Annotated in this window: 15 protein-coding genes and 2 tRNA genes; 9 read left to right on the top strand and 8 right to left on the bottom strand. The window is 71.7% G+C overall.

Annotated elements, in window-relative coordinates; all coding sequences use genetic code 11:
* Positions 1–37: 37 nt before the first annotated feature.
* From ACFP3R_RS09825 to ACFP3R_RS09810, 4 genes are all read right to left on the bottom strand, one after another.
* Positions 38–994 (bottom strand): ABC transporter ATP-binding protein, encoded by a 957-nt coding sequence (locus ACFP3R_RS09825; RefSeq protein WP_380634845.1) that lies wholly within the window; start codon positions 992–994, stop codon positions 38–40.
* Positions 991–1,788, bottom strand: coding sequence for an ABC transporter permease (locus ACFP3R_RS09820; RefSeq protein WP_380634843.1), 798 nt, complete (start codon positions 1,786–1,788; stop codon positions 991–993). Before ACFP3R_RS09820 ends, ACFP3R_RS09825 begins: the two co-directional genes overlap by 4 nt.
* The gene (locus tag ACFP3R_RS09815) at positions 1,781–2,557 is read right to left on the bottom strand and encodes an ABC transporter permease (protein WP_380634841.1); all 777 of its coding nucleotides are present in this window, start codon (positions 2,555–2,557) and stop codon (positions 1,781–1,783) included. The genes ACFP3R_RS09820 and ACFP3R_RS09815 overlap by 8 nt, the downstream gene beginning before the upstream one ends.
* 142 nt (positions 2,558–2,699) lie before the next feature.
* Entirely contained in the window at positions 2,700–4,181 is a 1,482-nt protein-coding gene (locus ACFP3R_RS09810; protein ID WP_380634839.1) for a serine/threonine-protein kinase, read from the bottom strand.
* 256 nt (positions 4,182–4,437) lie between these two features.
* Between ACFP3R_RS09810 and ACFP3R_RS09805 the strand changes: the two genes are divergently transcribed.
* Both ACFP3R_RS09805 and ACFP3R_RS09800 read left to right on the top strand, forming a co-directional pair.
* Positions 4,438–5,502: a type IV toxin-antitoxin system AbiEi family antitoxin gene (locus ACFP3R_RS09805; protein ID WP_380634838.1), complete on the top strand. Its 1,065-nt coding sequence runs from the start codon at positions 4,438–4,440 to the stop codon at positions 5,500–5,502.
* Entirely contained in the window at positions 5,468–6,292 is an 825-nt protein-coding gene (locus ACFP3R_RS09800) for a nucleotidyl transferase AbiEii/AbiGii toxin family protein (protein WP_380634836.1), read from the top strand. Before ACFP3R_RS09805 ends, ACFP3R_RS09800 begins: the two co-directional genes overlap by 35 nt.
* Positions 6,293–6,339: 47 nt before the next feature.
* Here the strand turns inward: ACFP3R_RS09800 and ACFP3R_RS09795 are convergent, their stop codons facing one another.
* Positions 6,340–7,518, bottom strand: a complete 1,179-nt coding sequence (locus tag ACFP3R_RS09795) for an LLM class flavin-dependent oxidoreductase (RefSeq protein ID WP_380634834.1) — start codon at positions 7,516–7,518, stop codon at positions 6,340–6,342.
* Between the two features lie 155 nt (positions 7,519–7,673).
* Between ACFP3R_RS09795 and ACFP3R_RS09790 the strand changes: the two genes are divergently transcribed.
* Positions 7,674–9,029 (top strand): glycosyl hydrolase, encoded by a 1,356-nt coding sequence (locus ACFP3R_RS09790; RefSeq protein ID WP_380634832.1) that lies wholly within the window; start codon positions 7,674–7,676, stop codon positions 9,027–9,029.
* Positions 9,030–9,036: 7 nt separating this feature from the next.
* Here ACFP3R_RS09790 and ACFP3R_RS09785 read toward each other — a convergent pair whose 3' ends face one another.
* Entirely contained in the window at positions 9,037–10,146 is a 1,110-nt protein-coding gene (locus ACFP3R_RS09785) for a J domain-containing protein (protein WP_380634830.1), read from the bottom strand.
* A gap of 59 nt (positions 10,147–10,205) precedes the next feature.
* Here ACFP3R_RS09785 and ACFP3R_RS09780 point away from each other — a divergent pair.
* Both ACFP3R_RS09780 and ACFP3R_RS09775 read left to right on the top strand, forming a co-directional pair.
* Positions 10,206–10,279: transfer RNA gene (locus tag ACFP3R_RS09780), tRNA-Ser, on the top strand.
* Positions 10,280–10,352, top strand: a tRNA-OTHER gene (locus tag ACFP3R_RS09775).
* 198 nt (positions 10,353–10,550) lie between these two features.
* On the opposite strand, the gene ACFP3R_RS09770 is transcribed toward ACFP3R_RS09775, so the two are convergent.
* Together ACFP3R_RS09770 and ACFP3R_RS09765 are read right to left on the bottom strand one after the other, a co-directional pair.
* On the bottom strand, positions 10,551–11,030 hold the full coding sequence (locus ACFP3R_RS09770) for a hypothetical protein (protein ID WP_380634828.1): 480 nt from the start codon (positions 11,028–11,030) through the stop codon (positions 10,551–10,553).
* 178 nt (positions 11,031–11,208) lie between these two features.
* Positions 11,209–12,009 (bottom strand): metal-dependent hydrolase, encoded by an 801-nt coding sequence (locus ACFP3R_RS09765; protein ID WP_380634826.1) that lies wholly within the window; start codon positions 12,007–12,009, stop codon positions 11,209–11,211.
* Between the two features lie 279 nt (positions 12,010–12,288).
* Between ACFP3R_RS09765 and ACFP3R_RS09760 the strand changes: the two genes are divergently transcribed.
* The 4 genes from ACFP3R_RS09760 to ACFP3R_RS09745 all read left to right on the top strand — a co-directional run bounded on the left by ACFP3R_RS09760 (position 12,289) and on the right by ACFP3R_RS09745 (position 17,086).
* Entirely contained in the window at positions 12,289–13,509 is a 1,221-nt protein-coding gene (locus ACFP3R_RS09760; RefSeq protein ID WP_380634824.1) for an NADP-dependent isocitrate dehydrogenase, read from the top strand.
* A gap of 256 nt (positions 13,510–13,765) precedes the next feature.
* Complete coding sequence (locus ACFP3R_RS09755; RefSeq protein ID WP_380634822.1) at positions 13,766–14,080, top strand: SH3 domain-containing protein; 315 nt, start codon at positions 13,766–13,768, stop codon at positions 14,078–14,080.
* A 73-nt stretch (positions 14,081–14,153) separates the two neighbouring features.
* On the top strand, positions 14,154–14,948 hold the full coding sequence (locus ACFP3R_RS09750; RefSeq protein ID WP_380634820.1) for an exodeoxyribonuclease III: 795 nt from the start codon (positions 14,154–14,156) through the stop codon (positions 14,946–14,948).
* 440 nt (positions 14,949–15,388) lie between these two features.
* The gene (locus ACFP3R_RS09745; protein WP_380634818.1) at positions 15,389–17,086 is read left to right on the top strand and encodes a TIGR03767 family metallophosphoesterase; all 1,698 of its coding nucleotides are present in this window, start codon (positions 15,389–15,391) and stop codon (positions 17,084–17,086) included.
* Positions 17,087–17,105: the final 19 nt, after the last annotated feature.

The following is a 17,105-nucleotide window of genomic DNA, read 5'->3' as shown; positions in this document are numbered from 1 at the left end:
GTTTCGCCCGACTCTACCGATGTGGGCGAGACCCCCTCTACCGGCGCGCGTACAGGCGCCGCACCACGTCGTCGATCTCCGGCTCCTCCACGGAGATGTCGTGCACCTCGGTGCGCGCCGCGACGGCCGCGATGAGCGCCGCCGCGGTGGTCTCCGCCCGGCGGAACACCAGGTGGTGGCGCATCCCGTTCAGCTCGGCCCTGGTCGAGGTCACGCCCGGCAGCCCGGTCAGCTCGGCCACCGGCCGCTCCAGGTCCACCACGAGCACCCGTTCGGGTGCCACCTCGGCGCGCAGCGCCGCCAGCGGCCCGTCGGCCAGCACGGTGCCCCGGTCGATGACGACCAGCCGCGGGCACAGCCGCTCGATGTCGTCCAGGTCGTGCGTGGTGAGCAGCAGGGTGGTGCCGCGCCGGGTGTTGAGCTCGGCCAGGAACTCGCGCAGGCGCTCCTTGGACTCCAGGTCGAGCCCGATCGTCGGCTCGTCCAGCACCAGCAGCTCGGGACCGTGCAGCAGGGCGGCGGTGACCTCGCCGCGCATCCGCTGGCCGAGGGACAGCTGGCGGACCGGGGTGTCCAGGAACGGGTCGAGGTCGAGCAGGTCCGCGCACTCCCGCAGCCGCCGCGCGTGGTCGGGCCCCGGCACCCGGTAGACGGCCCGCAGCAGGTCGAAGCTGTCCCGCAGGGGCAGGTCCCACCAGAGCTGGCTGCGCTGGCCGAACACCACGCCGAGGCGCCGGGCCAGCTCGCGGCGCGACCGCGACGGGTCCACACCGGACACCCGGACGTGCCCGGAGGTCGGCACCAGGATGCCGGTGAGCACCTTGATGGTGGTCGACTTGCCCGCCCCGTTGGGGCCGACGTAGCCGACCGCCTCGCCCGCGGCGACGTCGAAGCTCACCGCGTCGACCGCGCGCACCACGCGCTTCTCCCGCCGGAACCGGCCGGTCCTGGTGGTGAGCGTGAACTCGCGGCGCAGGTCCCGCACCTCGATCATGATCCAGTCCCTCGGTAGTGCCGGACGGCGAACCGCCACACCAGGCCCGCCACGACCGCGGTGACCGCCGCCACCAGCGGTGACGCCCAGCCGAGCAGCGCGGGGCCGCCGAGCGGGTCCGGTCGGTCGAGCAGGGCCAGCGCGGGGTAGTAGGCGACGAACGCGCCGGGCACGACGAACGCGAAGAAGCGCCGCAGCCACGGGCCGTAGACGGTGGCGGGGTAGGAGGTGAACGCGCTGCTGCCGTAGGTCACGGAGTTGGCCAGCTCCTGGCCGTCGATCAGCCAGAAGCAGATCGAGCCGGCGATCACCCAGACGGCGGAGAAGATGACCGCGCCGCTGATCGGCGCGACCAGGACGAGCGGCGCGGTGAGCGGCGACCACGCGATGTCGTTGTGGACCAGCGCGTAGACCAGCACGACCGCGCTCGCCAGGGTGCGGCCGATCTTCCGCAGGTGCAGGTCGGAGGCCATGACCTGGGCCAGCGTGCTCAGCGGGCGCAGCAGCAGGACGTCGAACGTGCCGGTGCGGAGGTGGGTGGGCAGCTCGTCCAACTGGCCCGCGACCAGGTCGGCGAGGCCGAACGCGACACCGGCCAGCGCGTACACCAGGACGACCTCGTCGACGGAGAACCCGCCCAGCGCGTCGACCCGGTTGAACAGGACCAGGATGACCGCCAGCTCCACCAACTGGCTCAGCGCGGAGGCGACGCACAGGAGGGCGAACGAGGCCCGGTAGGACGCCTGGCCGCGCAGCCGCGCGGCGATCAGCCTCGGGTAGACGCGCTCAGCCACCCTGCACCACCACCCGGCGCACGGCGCGTTGCAGCACCAGGTGGCCCGCCGCCATCACGGTGACCGCCCAGAACGCCTGGTGCGCCAGCGTGGTCCACAGTGGAGCGGCGGACAGGAAGACGTCGATCGGGGCCTGGAGCACGGCCGGGAAGGGCGTGAACCACAGCGCGGTGCGCGCCCAGTCCGGGAAGAACGCCAGGGGCACGGCCAGGCCGCACAGCAGCCAGGTGCCCAGCGTGTAGAGGCCGTGCAGGCCGCGGTTGTCCAGCAGCCAGAACGTGGTGGCGTTGAGCAGGAACCGCAGGCCGAAGCTGGTGGTCAGGGCCAGCACCAGGCTGACCGCGAACGCGGGGACCGCGGCGGGCTCGGGCCAGCGGAAGGGGAAGAGCAGGGCGCCGAAGGCGACCGGCGGGGCGAACCGCACCACCAGCGCGTACGCGCCCCGGCCGACGTCCTCGGCGAACAGGGCCAGTTGGAGGTGCCAGGGCCGGTAGAGGTCGACCACGACGTCACCGGTGCGGATGCGCTCGGAGAGCTGCCTGTCGCCCCCCAGCACGACGAACGCCATCAGGCCCTGGCCCAGCCAGGTGTAGGTGGAGGCGGCGGCGAGGTCGTAGCCGGCGATCGGGCCCGAGGAGACCGCCGCCGCCAGCACGGCCAGCCTGAGCATGCCGAAGACGACGTTGGTCGCCATGCCGGCGAACATCGCCTGTCGGTAGGTGGAGTACCTGCGGAATCCGGCCAGCGCTAGGAGGGCGTAGGCGCGCACGTCTGTCAACCCTAGGAAGCGGGGCAAGTGGTTTATCGCTCGTTCGGGTGAGAGGCCCTCATCGCCGCGCGGCCGGATGCGGCCACGGTACGAGGTTCGTCGAACTTCGACGGATGTCGTAGTGCGGTGCTGGTCGAGTTGCTCAGGGGCCGAAGGCGCTCGTGGTCACCTGACCGGCCCCGGGTTCGGAGGCCAGGCAGTGGAAGTGGGAGCGGTCGCCCTCGGTGAAGCCCACCGCGGTGATCTCCCAGGTGGAGGTGTCCACGGTCGGCCGGGTGTTGGCCTTCATCGCCGCGGGCGTGCACACGTTCGCGACCTCGGGCGCCCGCGCCAGGTCGTCGCTGGTCACCGCGGGCACCGACCCGGACAGCCAACCGCCCGCGAACGCCTCCCAGAAGTGCTCGACCGAGCAGTCGGCGGCGCGGCGGGCGGTGGCGGGTTGGCCGCCGAAGTTGTTGATGCCGTGGTAGCAGGTGGGTTCGGCGACGCAGAAGCCCGTGTCGCACCCGGTGAGGAACGGGGGCGGCGGGTCGGCGGCGGCCGGTGTGACGTCGGTGGTGCTGCTCGCGGCGGTTCCGCCGGTGTCCCTGGTCGTCCACCACCACGTGCCGAGCGCGACCGCCGCGGCCAGCGCCGCCGCGCCGAGGACGAGCGGCCAGGGCTGCCGGGTGGTCGGCGGGGGTGAGGTCGGGAACGCCGGCGCGATGTACTGCGGGGCCTGTGGCGGCCCGCTTCGCGGGTGTGGCGGCCCGCTCGGGATGCCTCGCGGTGTGTTCGGGCCGGCCTGGGGTGTGTTCGGGCCGGCGTACGGCGGCGTGTGCGACGCAGCCCGCCCGCTGAGTTCCTGCCGCAGGCGGGCGGCGCTGGGCGTCCGGTGCGCGGTGTCGGGTTCCAGCGCCCGCACCAGCGCCTCGTGCAGGTCGCGCGGCACGCCCGGCACCGGCGGCACGGGGGAGCGCAGCACCTCCCCGAGGTGGTCGAACGACTCGATGGGCCACGGCACCGGCCGCGGCGGCTTGCCCGCGAGCAGGTCGTACAGGGTGGCGGCGAGCGAGTACACGTCCGCGGCGGGCGTCGGGTGGGCCATCGCGAACGCCTCGGGCGGGGCGTAGCTGGGGCTCAGCGAGTCGCGGGTGACGGTGCTGGAGCCCTCGGCGTCCAGCAGGGCGGCCAGGCCGAAGTCCGCGAGCTTCGCGGTGCCGTACCGGTCGAGCAGGATGTTGCCGGGCTTGATGTCGCGGTGCAGCACGCCTTCCGCGTGGGCGACCGCCAGGGCGTCCGCGAGCTGGGTGCCGAGCCGCCGCACCCGTTCCGGTGCTTGCGGCCCCTCACGCTTCACCAGATCGGCCAACGACCCACCGGCGCACAGCTCCATGACCAGGTAGGGGGTGCCGTCGGGGGTGAAGGCGGCGTCGTGCACCGAGACCACGTGCGGGTGACCGGAGAGGCGGGCGGCGGCGTGGGCCTCGCGCAGGAAGCGCCGTCGGTCGCGCTCGGTCCGCAGCACCCGGTTGTCGATCTTGACCGCCACCTCGCGGTTCAGCTGCACCTGGCGGGCGCGGTAGACGGTGGCGAACCCGCCCTGGCCCAGCGGGGTGAGGTCGGAGAGTCCCGGCAGCTGCACGCCGGGACTCTAACCGGCCGCGATCAGCCCGTGGACACGTTGCCGCCTTCGGGGCCGGGCAGCTGGAGGTTGCCGGGGCGGTGGCGGGAGCCAGGCCGGTGACCAGCAGGGGGACGGCCAGGGTGACGAAGAACTTTCAGATTTCCGCCGGGTGTACCGAGCACGGCGCTGCCGTGCTCCTGCCATCAGCTGGGTCGACCATGTTGTTGAACTGGGCGAACTTGCGGTTGCCCGCCCCTGCGTTCAAGATTGACACATGTTCAGCGAAAATGAACATGTAGGAATTTTGAACGAGCGCGCCTCGTCGGCCGAGCTGCGGGAGCGGCTGCACCTGCTCGGCCTCGAGGTCGACGTGCGGGTGGGTCGGCGCGCCGCGGACGAGGAGGCGGACGAGGAGGCTGACGTGGTGGCCCGCGTCAGTCGGGCGTCGGGTGCGGCTCGGACGTACGCCGTCGTGGTCACGCGGGCTGTGCCGGCCGAGCTCGCGACGGCCCTCCACCCACACGCTTCGCTGCCCACGCTGGTCGTCGCCCGCTCGATCACCGAGCAGGCCGCGGACCTGCTGCGCAAGCGGGGCATCGATTACGTCGACGAGGCGGGCAACGCCCACATCGCCTGGGGTGACGTGCTCATCGACGTCCGGGGGCGCCGCAGAGCGGGCGGGCGCACCGGCGGTTCCCCGTCGCGCGGGAGCAAGGCGTTCGGCCGTGCGGGTCTACAGGTCGGGTTCGTCCTGCTGAGCTGGCCGTCGATGGTCGGAAAGCCGCTGCGGGGGCTTGCGAGCGCCAGCGGGGTCTCGCTCGGCACGGCCCAGGCGGTCGTCGACGATCTCGCCAAGGCGGGCTACCTGTACGAGGTGATGGGAGAACGCAGGTTGGCAAGGGCGGGAGAACTGCTCAACCGGTGGTCGGAGGCGTATTCGACAAGACTCTCACCAGCGCTGTTCCTCGGTGACTTCGAGGCCCCGGACATCTCGTGGTGGCGGGGTTCGGAAGATGAGTTGACGCGGTTCAACGTCCAGGTGGGAGGGGAAGCCGGTGCGAGCGTCCTCGACCCGCACCTGATCCCGGCCACCCTCACCCTCTACGCCGACGAGCGGCCGCGCTCGCTGATCGGCAAGCGTCGATTGGTGCGCGCCGAACAACAAGCGGGCAACATCCACGTGCGACGACGGTTCTGGACCGTGGAAGGGCAGCCGTGGATCGTGCCGTCCACGTTGATCTACGCTGATCTCCTCGCCTCCGGCGACCCTCGCCAGCGTGAACACGCGGACAGGATCAGGATCAGTGACGATCGACTTGCGGGCCTCGACCGACTGTGAGGTCCTGCGGGCCGCCAAGGTGCTGGCGCGAATCGATGAAGCGGCGCGCGAAGCGCGGGTGCACTACCTGGTCGTGGGGGCGACCGCCCGCTCGCTCATCTCGTTCGACCTGCTGGGCGGGAGTCCCCAGCGCCAGACCCGGGACATCGACATCGCGGCCGAGGTCGGCTCCTGGGATGAATTCGGCAGCCTGGTGCGGAAACTCGACCGGTGCGGCAACAGCGCGCACAAGTTCATCGTCGAGGGCACCGAGGTCGATGTGGTGCCCTACGGCGGCATAGAACAGGAGGACCGGACGATCACGTGGCCCGACGACCACGCGATGAACGTCCTCGGTTTCCGCGAAGCGGTGGGTACCGCGCAGACGGTGCTCCTGCCGGACGGGGTCACGGTCAGGATCCCGTCGATCCCGGCGCTCGCGCTTCTGAAGATCTTCGCTTGGCGAGATCGCCATCGCGACGACACCCGTGACGCGCTCGACTTGGCGACGATGATCGAGTGGTATTCGTCCGGGAAGTACGAGGATCGGCTCTACGGCGAGGACTACGACGCGTTCGAGAAGTTCGACTACGACCTCTCACCAGCAGGAGCGTGGCTCCTGGGGTCGCACATACCGGTTCTGCTCGACGGCAAGGGCATCACCGAGTTGCTTCGCATCCTGGACGACCCGGAGCTGATGGGTCGGTTGGCGAAAGACATGGGATCACCCCGTTCCGAACTCGTGCTGCAGGCCATGGGCCGAGGTGTTCGCGATGCCGTCGACGAGACCGAGCAGGCGCAGTTCGAGTGATGGGCACGGGCAGCGGAGTCGGCGGGACTTCCGTGTGTGCCACCCGCTCACCGGTCGAACTCCGGGATCAGGTCGCCGACCAGCCGCAGGCTCTGCATGACGTCCTCGTGCTTCAACCCGCCGACCTGGTGGAAGGTCATCAGGCGATCGATGCCGAGATCCGCGTAGACCTTCATCTTCTTCCGGCACGTCTCCGGGCTGCCGACGATCAGCGAGTCCTGCTCGTTCAGCGCCTCGAAGATCTCCTCCGGCGTCACGTCCTCGCCCCGCAGCACCCGGCCGATGACCAGTTGCGCCTGCGTCGGCCCGGTCGCGGCGGCGGCTTCCGAACGCAGGAAGTCCCCGGTCAGGCCGCCGCCCTCGGGGGAGTTCAGCAGCTCCTCCTGGTGGCGCATGTTCTCCGCGAACGCGTCGGCCGCCTCGAAGAACGTCAGCGCCTTGACGGTGTACCAGGCGGCGGCGGCCACGGCGCCGTTGCGGATCGCCTGCTCGTCGGTCTCGGCGCAGTGCACGAAGGTGAAGAAGGCGACCTGGTCGTTGACGCGGGCGCCGACCGGCGAGGTGCACGCGGCGGCGGCCGAGCGGTAGAGGTCGACCATCCGGCGCACCCGCTCGACCGACTCCCAGATGGTCGTGCCCAGCACACCGACGCCGCGGCGGCCCGCCTCCTCGAACGACGCGGGGTTGGCGGCGGCCTGCCACAGCGGCGGGTGGGGCTGTTGGAGCGGCTTGGGCACGATGGGGACGTCGTTGATCTCGAAGTCCTCGCTGGAGTGCGAGAAGCGCTCCGACGTCCACATCCGGGGGATCATCTCGAACGCCTGCTGCGCCTGCCGCCGCACGTCGTCGGGGTCGATGTTGAACAGGCGCCACTCCGGGGCGGTGGACCTGGTCAGCCCGAGCTCCAGCCGCCCGCCGCTGAGGTGGTCGAGGGTCGCGGCCCGCTCGGCCACCCGGATCGGGTGGTTGAAGCGGGCCGGGGCGAGGACCGCGGCGTGGCCCAGGCGCATCCGGGACGTGTGCTGCGAGATCGCGGCCAGCAGCAGCTCCGGCGCGGACGACAGGCTGAACTCCTCGGCGCCGTGGTGCTCGACCTGCCACCAGCAGCCGTAGCCGAGGGCGTCGGCCAGGCGCGCCTGCTCCAGGGCCTCGGCGAACCGCGCGCCCTGGTGGCCGTCCCGCCACGGGCGCGGGTCCTGGATCTCGTTGAAGACGTCGATCTTCATCCCGCTCCTCACGCCCGCCGGTCCGCCGAAACCTAACGGTCCGGGAGGCAAAAGGACATGGGCCGAACGGTTGACTGCTTAACCGGTTAATCGCTACGGTCCGAAGACCGTCGCCGTTCCTCCGAAGGCCGCCACCTCGAGGAAGGTAGGAAGCAGTGCGCACAGCCCTGTTGCTGGCAGTCCTGCTGCTGGTCACGATCACGCCGCCGGTTTCGGCGGCACCACCGCCCGTTCCCGTCGTGGACTACCTGAAGCGCATCAGCGGCACCCGCACGGTGACCGGTATGCACAACAAGGAGCCCAACTCCGACCCCGCCCGCCACACCGCCAAGGTGCACGCGATCACCGGCGTCTACCCCGGCCTGTGGGGCGGCGACCTCCTGTTCGCGCAGGACGACGTGAACAACCGCCAGCGCATGGTCGACCAGGCCAAGACCGAGTGGCGCAACGGCTCCCTGGTCACCCTGACCTGGCACGTCTGCCCGCCCACGCGCGGCGTCAGCTGCGGCTGGGACGCGGGCGTGCGGGACCGGCTCACCGACGCCCAGTGGACGCAGCTGGTCACCGGCGGCACGGCGCTCAACAACGCCTGGAAGGCCCGCCTCGACGAGTCCGTGCCGTTCCTGCGGCAGCTGCTGGACGCGGGCGTGCAACCGCTGTTCCGGCCGCTGCACGAGATGAACGACCCGTGGGCGTGGTGGGGCGGCCGGCCGGGCGCGAACGGCAGCCGCAAGCTCTACCAGATCACCTACGACCACCTGGTCCGCACGCGCGGGCTGACCGGCATGGCCTGGGTCTGGAACGTCAAGGACCTCGACCCCGCCCGCATCGCCGACTACTACCCCGGCGCGAACTACGTGGACGTCGTGTCGCTCGACGCGTGGAACGACTTCTGGCCCTCCACCACCTACTACGACACCCTCAGGACCATCGCGAACGGCAAGCCGCTGGCCCTGGCCGAGGTCGGCCGGGTGCCGTCGCCGCAGGAGCTCGCGTCCCAGCCCGACTGGACCTACTTCATGGCCTGGCCCGAGTTCTTCGACGACAAGGCGCTCAACCCCGACAGCGCCGTCCGCGCCACCTACGCCTCGCCCCGCGTGGTCAACCAGGGGCAACTCGCCCCGAACCCGGGCGCCAACCTGGCTCTGGGCCGTCCCGCCCACTCGACGGCCACCGAGAGCGCCGCGCACCCGGCCGCCCACGCGGTCGACGGCAACCCCGCCACGCGCTGGAGCAGCGCCCACACCGACCAGCACTCGCTGTGGGTCGACCTCGGCTCGGCTCGGGCGATCAGCCGGATCAGGCTCGACTGGGAGGCCGCGCACGCGCGCCAGTACCAGCTCCAGACCTCCCTCGACGGCACCACGTGGACCACGGTCCACGAGGACTACGCGGCCGACGGCGGCACCGACGAGGTGGCGGTCCGCGCCACCGCCCGGTACGTGAAGCTGTACGCGTTCCAGCGCGCCACGCCCTACGGCTACTCGCTGTGGGAGATGGGCGTCTACTGAGGGCCCGCTAGGCGCGGGTGATCGGCACGACCTGGTCGAGGAGCAGGCGCAACGCCTCCCGGTCCACCGCGGCCGGGTCCTCGGCCAGCCAGTCGCCGATCTCCTCGACGAACTGGGCGGGCGTCATCGGCGGGACGACGGCGTCCGCCGGCTGCTCCGCGGTCACCGCGCCCGCCCGGCTCGGGTGCACCAGCAGGGCGCAGCGGATGTCCAGCCACGGCAGCAGCTTCCGGTACACCGCCAGGCTGCGCGGCAACCGCGTGCCACCGCCCCGGAACGGGTGGCCGTTGCGCCACAGCGCGCCGTCGTCCTCGGCCTCGTAGTGGCCGGGCAGCCACGACTTCGACTCGATCAGCACCAGCCGCCGCCCGCACAGCACGGCGTGGTCGACGTCGGCGAACACCGACCCCGGCCACGCCAGGCCGTGGAAGACGCGGGCGCCCGGCAGGCGGGTCAGGTAGCGGTTGAGCAGGTCGGCGGTGAGGCGTTCGCAGACCCGGTCGTCGGTGGTCCCGTGCACCACGGCGGTGTCGTGCTCGCGCGCGAACGCCTGGTCCTCGCGCACCGCCCGCAGGTACCGCCGGGCCAGCCGGAACACCGCGGTCGCCGCGGCGGCCACCACGAGCAGCCACGCGCCCAGCGCCAGCGGCGAGAAGTCGACCACGACCACCGGCAGCAGCAGGAGGACCCAGCCGCACACGGCGGCCAGCGCGGGCGCGTGCCCGGGACCCGCGATCGGCGCGTACCGCACGCGCTGCCCCACGTCGACCAGGTGCCACCACGCGATGCCGCCGAGGTCCACCACGGGCTTCGGAGGTACGAAGTCGGGGTCGTCGCCGAGGTTGCGCGCCCGCCCGGTCCGCGCCGAGCGCGGCGGCCGGGTCGGCGAGGTCGGTCGGGCGCCCGGCCGGGTGTGGGTCCAGCCGCGGTCGTAGTCGCGCCTGCGGGCCGGGTCACGCAGGGTGTCATATGCCTCTTGCAGCATGCGGAAGGTGCCGGAGGACCCGCCCGCGTCCGGGTGCATGACCTTGGCCAGGGAGCGGTAGGCGGACCTGATCTCCGCTTCGGACGCGTTGCGACCGATACCGAGGAGCTCGTAGTAGTCGACCCCGCGCACGCGGCAGACCTTAGCGGCACTGTCTGAAAAGCGGTCCGAATGGTTAGGGTTGTCGCCTTGAGCCCGGTAGCGCAGTGGTCGTCGCGCCCTCCTGCTCGGAGGGAGTACGCCGGTTCGACTCCGGCCCGGCTCGGGACCAGGTAGCGCAGTGGTTGACGCGCCCTCCTCCGGGAGGGAGTACGCCGGTTCGAGTCCGGCCTGGTCCGCGGGGTCCGAGCCGCCGGTGGTCGAGCCGCCGGTGGTCGAGCCGGCCGGCGCCGGCCGGGTTCGGGTCGCCGGGTCACCCGGGGTGTCGCACCCCTGCGCCCACGGCGACTCGCGACGTGTGCGGCGACGACTACCGGATGGCCTTCAAGGGCACCGCGGGCGCCCACCCGGGCTGACGGCGTGCCGGTCGACCCCCGTCACCGGGCCTGGAGCACCAGTCGGCCGTTGGCGAAGAACGGCTGGAGGTCGCCGCGGGCGTCGACGCTCTTGATGCCGTGCGGCAGGACCTCCTCGATCGCGCTGAACGCGATGATGTCCGACACCCCGTAGCGACCGCGCAGCGTGCGCTGGCCCGGGAACCGCAGCGCCCGGCCCTCCCGCCGGTCGCGGTGGGCCAGGGCGGCCCGCAGGGCGCCGCGCGTCAGCCCGGTCGGGCCCGTCAGGCGTTGCAGGTCACCGTTGTGCACGGCGACCCCGTAGCCGCGCTCGACCAGCGTCGAGAGCGTGTTCTCCGACGGCTGCTCGGCCAGCCGGAACGACAGCGCGTGGTGGTCCTCCACCGCGTGCACGCACACCACGTGCGCGTGGAACAGCAGCGTCTCGTACAGCGACACCGCCACGGCGTCCGCCGTGGCCGGGTCGCCGTGACCGGCGTCCAGGCCGAGCCAGGTGGTCATCCGGCGACCTGGACAACGTTGTCGCACTGGTATTCGGGCACAGGGTCTCCTCGACGCGGGTCAACGCGGGACGGGGTGCGAGGAGGCTACTCCGATCGGGTGACGTGGTGGTAGCCGCCGAATGGCCGTTGTCCGGACCTTTCCCGAGCACCCCTCGGTGACCCCGTCCGGCCCACGCTCACCCCGGGAGCAGGTCGAAGGAGTCCAGGAACGGCAGCGCGCCGATCCGCTGGAGCGCCGCGGCCGACAGCCAGATGCTCAGGCCGGTGATCACCGGGGCGACCACGGCCAGCTCGACCTTGCCGCCGGTCTGCATCCGCATGACCTTCGGCGGCGCCACCGGGAACCACGTCTTGCCGCCGAGCGGGATCGGCCACAGGATCGGGCAGCCCTGCTCGGTGATCGCGTCGCCCAGGAAGTGCGCCACGCACCCGATGCCCACGGCCAGCCCGCACGCCGCCGCGCTGGCCGGGGTCTGCGCGGTCCACGCCAGGCAGAGGATCGTGATGCCGGCCGACACCCCCGTGATGAGCAGGGCGTCCTTCTTCGGGCACCAGTCGTTCATGATGCCGCGCACGGCCAGGCCGGCGAACACGAACATCAGCGCGGGCAGCGCCCACTTCTGCGACTGCTGCACCACCGCCGTGGTGAACACGGCGGCGGCGAAGGCGAACACCAGGGTGTGGGTGAGGCCGCGGTGGCCGCCGTCGCGCTTGGAGTCCTTGCGGGTGCGCGTGGTGCGGTAGACGAACGCGCTGGTGGTGTTGATCAGGGCCGACGCGGCCTGGCTGATCGGCCCGAACGTCCGCGAGATGCTCGACGACGGGTGGTCGAGGTCGGGCAGCAGGGCGGCGCCGGTGGCCAGCACCGCGCCGACCGCCCAGCTCTGCGGGGTGAGCTGCCCGACGGGGTGCTCGTCGGCGAGCGCGGTCACCGCCGCCCAGGCCAGCAGACCACTCATGGCATGGGTCGGACCCATCGACAAGGCTGCCCCCTCGATCCCGCGACTTGATCACTCGACCGGGTCGAGGTTAGCGGCCCGGACGCCCGGCGCGCCGCTGATCGACGAACGCGTGTTCGAGTGTCGCCCCGGGGCGCGGCCCGGCCGCCGGGCTGGTTGTATTGGCACCGGAACCACACCGGCCACCCGGCCCGGAGGTGTGACGCCGTTCCCTTTTCGGCCCCAGGTGGACGCAAGCAGCCCGACATAGCAGTACGCTTGTCTTGCTTGCACTGTTGCGAGAGGAGCGCCCGGAGTATGGGCAAGATCAAGGTTCAGGGGACCGTCGTCGAACTCGACGGCGACGAGATGACCCGAATCATCTGGCAGTTCATCAAGGACAAGCTGATCCACCCGTACCTGGACGTCAACCTCGAGTACTACGACCTGGGCATCGAGCACCGGGACGCGACCGAGGACCAGGTCACCGTCGACGCCGCGAACGCCATCAAGCAGCACGGCGTGGGTGTGAAGTGCGCCACCATCACCCCGGACGAGGCGCGGGTCGAGGAGTTCGGCCTGAAGAAGATGTGGGTCTCGCCGAACGGCACGATCCGCAACATCCTCGGCGGCGTGGTGTTCCGCGAGCCGATCATCATCAACAACATCCCGCGGCTCGTGCCGGGCTGGACCAAGCCGATCATCATCGGCCGCCACGCCCACGGCGACCAGTACAAGGCGCAGAACTTCAAGGTCCCCGGCGCCGGTCAGCTGACCATCACCTTCACGCCCGAGGACGGCGGCGAGCCGATCCAGCACGTGGTGGCCAACTACGGCCCCGACGGCGGCGTGGCGCTGGGCATGTACAACTTCAACAAGTCCATCGAGGACTTCGCGCGCGCCTCGTTCTCCTACGGGTTGCAGCGCGACTACCCGGTGTACATGTCCACCAAGAACACCATCCTCAAGGCGTACGACGGCGCCTTCAAGGACATCTTCCAGCGGGTGTTCGAGGAGGAGTTCAAGGCCGAGTTCGACGCCAAGGGCCTGACCTACGAGCACCGCCTGATCGACGACATGGTCGCCGCGGCCATGAAGTGGGAGGGCGGCTACGTCTGGGCGTGCAAGAACTACGACGGTGACGTGCAGTCCGACACGGTCGCGCAGGGCTTCGGCTCGCTCGGCCTGATGACGTCGGTGCTGATGACGCCGGACGGCAAGACCGTCGAGGCCGAGGCGGCCCACGGCACGGTGACCCGGCACTACCGCCAGCACCAGGCCGGCAAGCCGACCTCCACCAACCCGATCGCGTCGATCTACGCGTGGACGGGTGGCCTGAAGCACCGCGGCAAGCTGGACGGCACCCCCGAGGTCACCGGCTTCGCCGAGACCCTGGAGCAGGTCATCATCTCCACCGTCGAGAGCGGCCGGATGACGAAGGACCTGGCCCTGCTCGTCGGGCCGGACCAGGAGTGGCTGACCACCGAGGACTTCCTCGGCACCCTGGACGAGAACCTCCAGAAGAAGATGGCCGGCTGAGCTCTTCCGCGGTTCTTCCGGCTCCCGGGGGCCCGGTCGCGTTCGCGCGGCCGGGCCCTCCGGCTTCGCGGCGGGTGGACCGGCCGCGCGTGGCCGGTCTGCCGTGAATCGCCGCTGCCGCGGCTGTCTCTTCTGTGATCGTCGGTCGGCGGTGTCACCTGGTCGGTTCGCCTCCGGGGTGGATTTGGCCCGCCGGCCGTTCTTCAGGCCCTCCCGGCGCTATATCTGCACTTCAGATGAGGTGCCTGGAGGCGTGATGTTGGGTGTTCCCGTGCGGGGGATGGTCGTGCTCGGCGTGCTGGCCGCGGCCGGGTTGATGTACGTCGCCAACGGTGGCGAGAAGCTGGGCGCGGAGGGGGCGGGCACGGGGGAGTGCCGGGTGACCGTGGTCGCCGACATCCTCAACGTGCGGTCGGGGCCCGCCGACACGCAGCCGATCGTGTCGACCATGCGCCGCGACTTCGTGGTGGCGGCCGAGCGGCGGGTGGAGAACGGGTTCCGGATGCTGTCCGAGGGGCGGTGGGCGAAGGAGGAGTTCGTCGTGCCGACCAGGGACAGCGACTGCTCGTGAGGTCGTGGGCGGCGTGCGGGACCGCCCCACCCGCGCGGGTGGGCGGTCGCGGAGCGTGGTTAGGCTGCGGGACGTGCTGACTGTCTCGACCGTCAACGTCAACGGGCTGCGCGCGGCCGCCAAGAAGGGCTACCGCGAGTGGCTCGCGGCCACGTCGGCGGACGTGGTGTGCCTCCAGGAGGTGCGCGCCGAGCCGGGGCAGCTGGCCGAGGAGGACCGGGCGCCCGAGGGGTGGCACGTGGCGCACGCGCACTCCGAGGTGAAGGGGCGCAACGGGGTCGCGGTGCTGACCCGGGTGGCGCCCGAGGCGGTCCGGATCGGGTTCGGGGCGCCGGAGTTCGAGCACTCCGGGCGGTACGTGGAGGTCGAGCTGCCGGACGTCGTGGTGGCGTCGCTCTACCTGCCCAGCGGTGACGTCGGCACGCCCCGGCAGGACGAGAAGGAGCGGTTCATGGCCGCGTTCCTGCCGTACCTGGTGGAGCTGCGGGACAAGGCCGCCGCCGGTGGGCGGGAGGTGCTGGTGTGCGGGGACTGGAACATCGCGCACCGGCCCGAGGACCTGAAGTCGTGGAAGACCAACCAGAAGTCGGCCGGGTTCCTGCCCGAGGAGCGGGCCTGGCTGGGCCGGGTGTTCGGCGAGGCCCGGTACGTGGACGTGGTGCGGTCCCTGCACCCGGACGCGGTGGGGCCGTACACGTGGTGGTCCTACCGGGGCAAGGCGTTCGACAACGACTCGGGCTGGCGGATCGACTACCAGGTGGCGACGGAGGGGTTGGCGGCTCGGGCGGCGTCGGCGGTGGTGGAGCGGGCGGCGACCTACGGGGAGCGGTGGTCGGACCACGCGCCGGTGACCGTGGTGTACGGCTGAGGTCGACCTTCGCGGAACGGCGTCGGGTGGGGTGGGGCCGTGGATACCGTGGTCGTACGTCGTTGCCGAGAGTCGGAGGTCGCCCGCGGTGGACATCTTCGGGTTGCTGGAGAAGTTGACGGACCTGACCTGGCCCGGTACCGGGGGGACGTCCTCGGCGCGGAAGCCGAAGCGGGGGAAGCCGGAGTCGGGGAGCCCGGCGCAGGAGGCTGACGACGCCGGGTCGGGTCGGGTGGGGCGGGGAGCGGGGAGCCCGCGGGGCTCGGCTGACGTCCGCGACCGGTCCTCTGGGCGACCGCGTGGTGCGGAACGGGCCCCGCGCGGAACCGATCCACCCGACGAACGCCTTCGCTCGTTCGGCCGCACTTCACGCGGTGTTGGTGACCCACCCACGGAATCGTGAGAAGTTTTCACGACAACCGAGACGTGGGGAGCGGTCGATGGGGATCAGCCGGCGGCGGTTCTTGCAGGCGACGGGCGCGGCGGGGGCGACCCTGCTGTGGGGCGGGCCCGCCTGGGCCGCCACCACCGGCACGACCCTCGACGTGGCGGCGCTGCCGCTGGGCGGCCAGGGCTACCGCAGGTTGCAGGCCGGACCGGGGTGGCCCGTGGTGGTGCGGTCCGACCTGGCGCCGCCCGGGGCGGGGCGGGCCGACCGGCGCGTGCCGCTCGCCTGCTTCGTGCAGTTCACCGACATGCACATGGTGGACACCCAGAGCCCCGCGCGGTTCGAGTACACCCACCCGCTGCTCGGCGCCGGGGCGTTCCGGGCCCACGAGACCCTCGCCCAGCACACCTCCGCCGCGCTGGTGCGCAAGGTGGACGAGCTGCGCGCGGGGCCGTTCACCGGGCGCCCGATCGACCTCGTGGTGACCACCGGCGACAACACCGACAACCACGAGCTGGTCGAGCTGGACTGGTTCCTCACCGTGCTCAACGGCGGCCGGATCACCGCCAACACCGGCGACCCGACCCGCTACGAGGGTGTGCAGGACTCCGGCGTCGCCGCCTACTGGAACCCGCACTCCGCGCTGGTCGACGACTACAAGGCCAGGGGCTTCCCGGTCGTGCCCGGCCTGCTCGACGCCGCCATCCGGCCGTTCGACAGCCCGGGGCTGCGCGTCCCCTGGTACTGCACCTTCGGCAACCACGACGACAGCGTGGTCGGCACGCTCCCGGACGGCATCCCGTTCATCGACGCCCTCTACACCTCCGACCGCAAGGTGGTGGGCGTCGACGCGACCACGGCCACCCGCGTGGCCAGGGCGTTCACCGACCCGGCGGCGATCCCCGACGCGCTGGCCGCGCTGGTGTCGTCGGCGGGCGGCGGCGGCGTGGTCCGCCGGGTCACGCCGGACGCGCGCCGCAGGCCGTTCACCACGGCGGAGTTCGTCCAGGCCCACCTCGACCCGCGCCACACCGGGCCCGGACCGCACGGGCACGGGTTCACCCAGGACAACGCGGACGGCGTGGACGTCTTCTACACCTTCCGCATCGCGCCCGGCGTGACCGGCGTCAGCCTCGACACCACGACCACGGGGGGCTTCTCCGAGGGCTCCATCGGCCTGCACCAGTACCTGTGGCTGGAGCGGGTCCTCAAGCGCAACAGCTCCCGCTACTACGACGTCCTCGGGCTCCGGCGCCGGCAGGACGTGACCGACGAGCTGTTCGTCCTGTTCAGCCACCACAGCAGCTGGACCATGGACAACCTGCTGCCGGACCGCCGCCGCCCGCTCGACCCGCGCCTGGGCGGTGACGCGCTGGTCGACCTGCTCGGGCGCTTCCCCAACGTGGTGGCGTGGGTCAACGGCCACACCCACGAGAACCGGATCGTCCCGCACGGCACCGGCGAGCGCGCGTTCTGGGAGATCAACACCGCCGCCCACGTCGACCACCCGCAGCACGCGCGGGTCATCGAGCTGGTGGACAACGCCGACGGCACGTTGTCGCTGTTCACGACCCTGGTGGAGGGGGACGCGCCCTACGCGGCGGACTACGGTGACCGGTCGCCGCGCGGGTTGGCCTCGCTGGCGCGGGAGTTCGCGTTCAACGACCTGCACGCCGATCCGGCGGCGGTGGGGGCGGTGGTCGACCGCAACACCGAGTTGGTGGTCGCGGGGCGGAGCCCGGTGCGGTGAGCGCTGGGTGGGGGTGTGC

This window comes from Saccharothrix lopnurensis (genome assembly GCF_042658445.1).
Taxonomy (GTDB): Bacteria; Actinomycetota; Actinomycetes; order Mycobacteriales; family Pseudonocardiaceae; genus Actinosynnema; species Actinosynnema lopnurensis.
This window is presented reverse-complemented; position numbering and strand designations above follow the sequence as displayed.

Excerpts from the sequence above, each read along its gene's own strand:
- ACFP3R_RS09795 (WP_380634834.1), bottom strand. The coding sequence starts at position 7,518 with ATGAAGATCGACGTCTTCAACGAGATCCAGGACCCGCGCCCGTGGCGG.
- ACFP3R_RS09760 (WP_380634824.1), top strand. The coding sequence starts at position 12,289 with ATGGGCAAGATCAAGGTTCAGGGGACCGTCGTCGAACTCGACGGCGAC.
- ACFP3R_RS09755 (WP_380634822.1), top strand. The coding sequence starts at position 13,766 with ATGTTGGGTGTTCCCGTGCGGGGGATGGTCGTGCTCGGCGTGCTGGCC.
- ACFP3R_RS09765 (WP_380634826.1), bottom strand. The coding sequence starts at position 12,009 with ATGGGTCCGACCCATGCCATGAGTGGTCTGCTGGCCTGGGCGGCGGTG.
- ACFP3R_RS09745 (WP_380634818.1), top strand. The coding sequence starts at position 15,389 with ATGGGGATCAGCCGGCGGCGGTTCTTGCAGGCGACGGGCGCGGCGGGG.
- ACFP3R_RS09770 (WP_380634828.1), bottom strand. The coding sequence starts at position 11,030 with ATGACCACCTGGCTCGGCCTGGACGCCGGTCACGGCGACCCGGCCACG.
- ACFP3R_RS09805 (WP_380634838.1), top strand. The coding sequence starts at position 4,438 with ATGTTCAGCGAAAATGAACATGTAGGAATTTTGAACGAGCGCGCCTCG.
- ACFP3R_RS09825 (WP_380634845.1), bottom strand. The coding sequence starts at position 994 with ATGATCGAGGTGCGGGACCTGCGCCGCGAGTTCACGCTCACCACCAGG.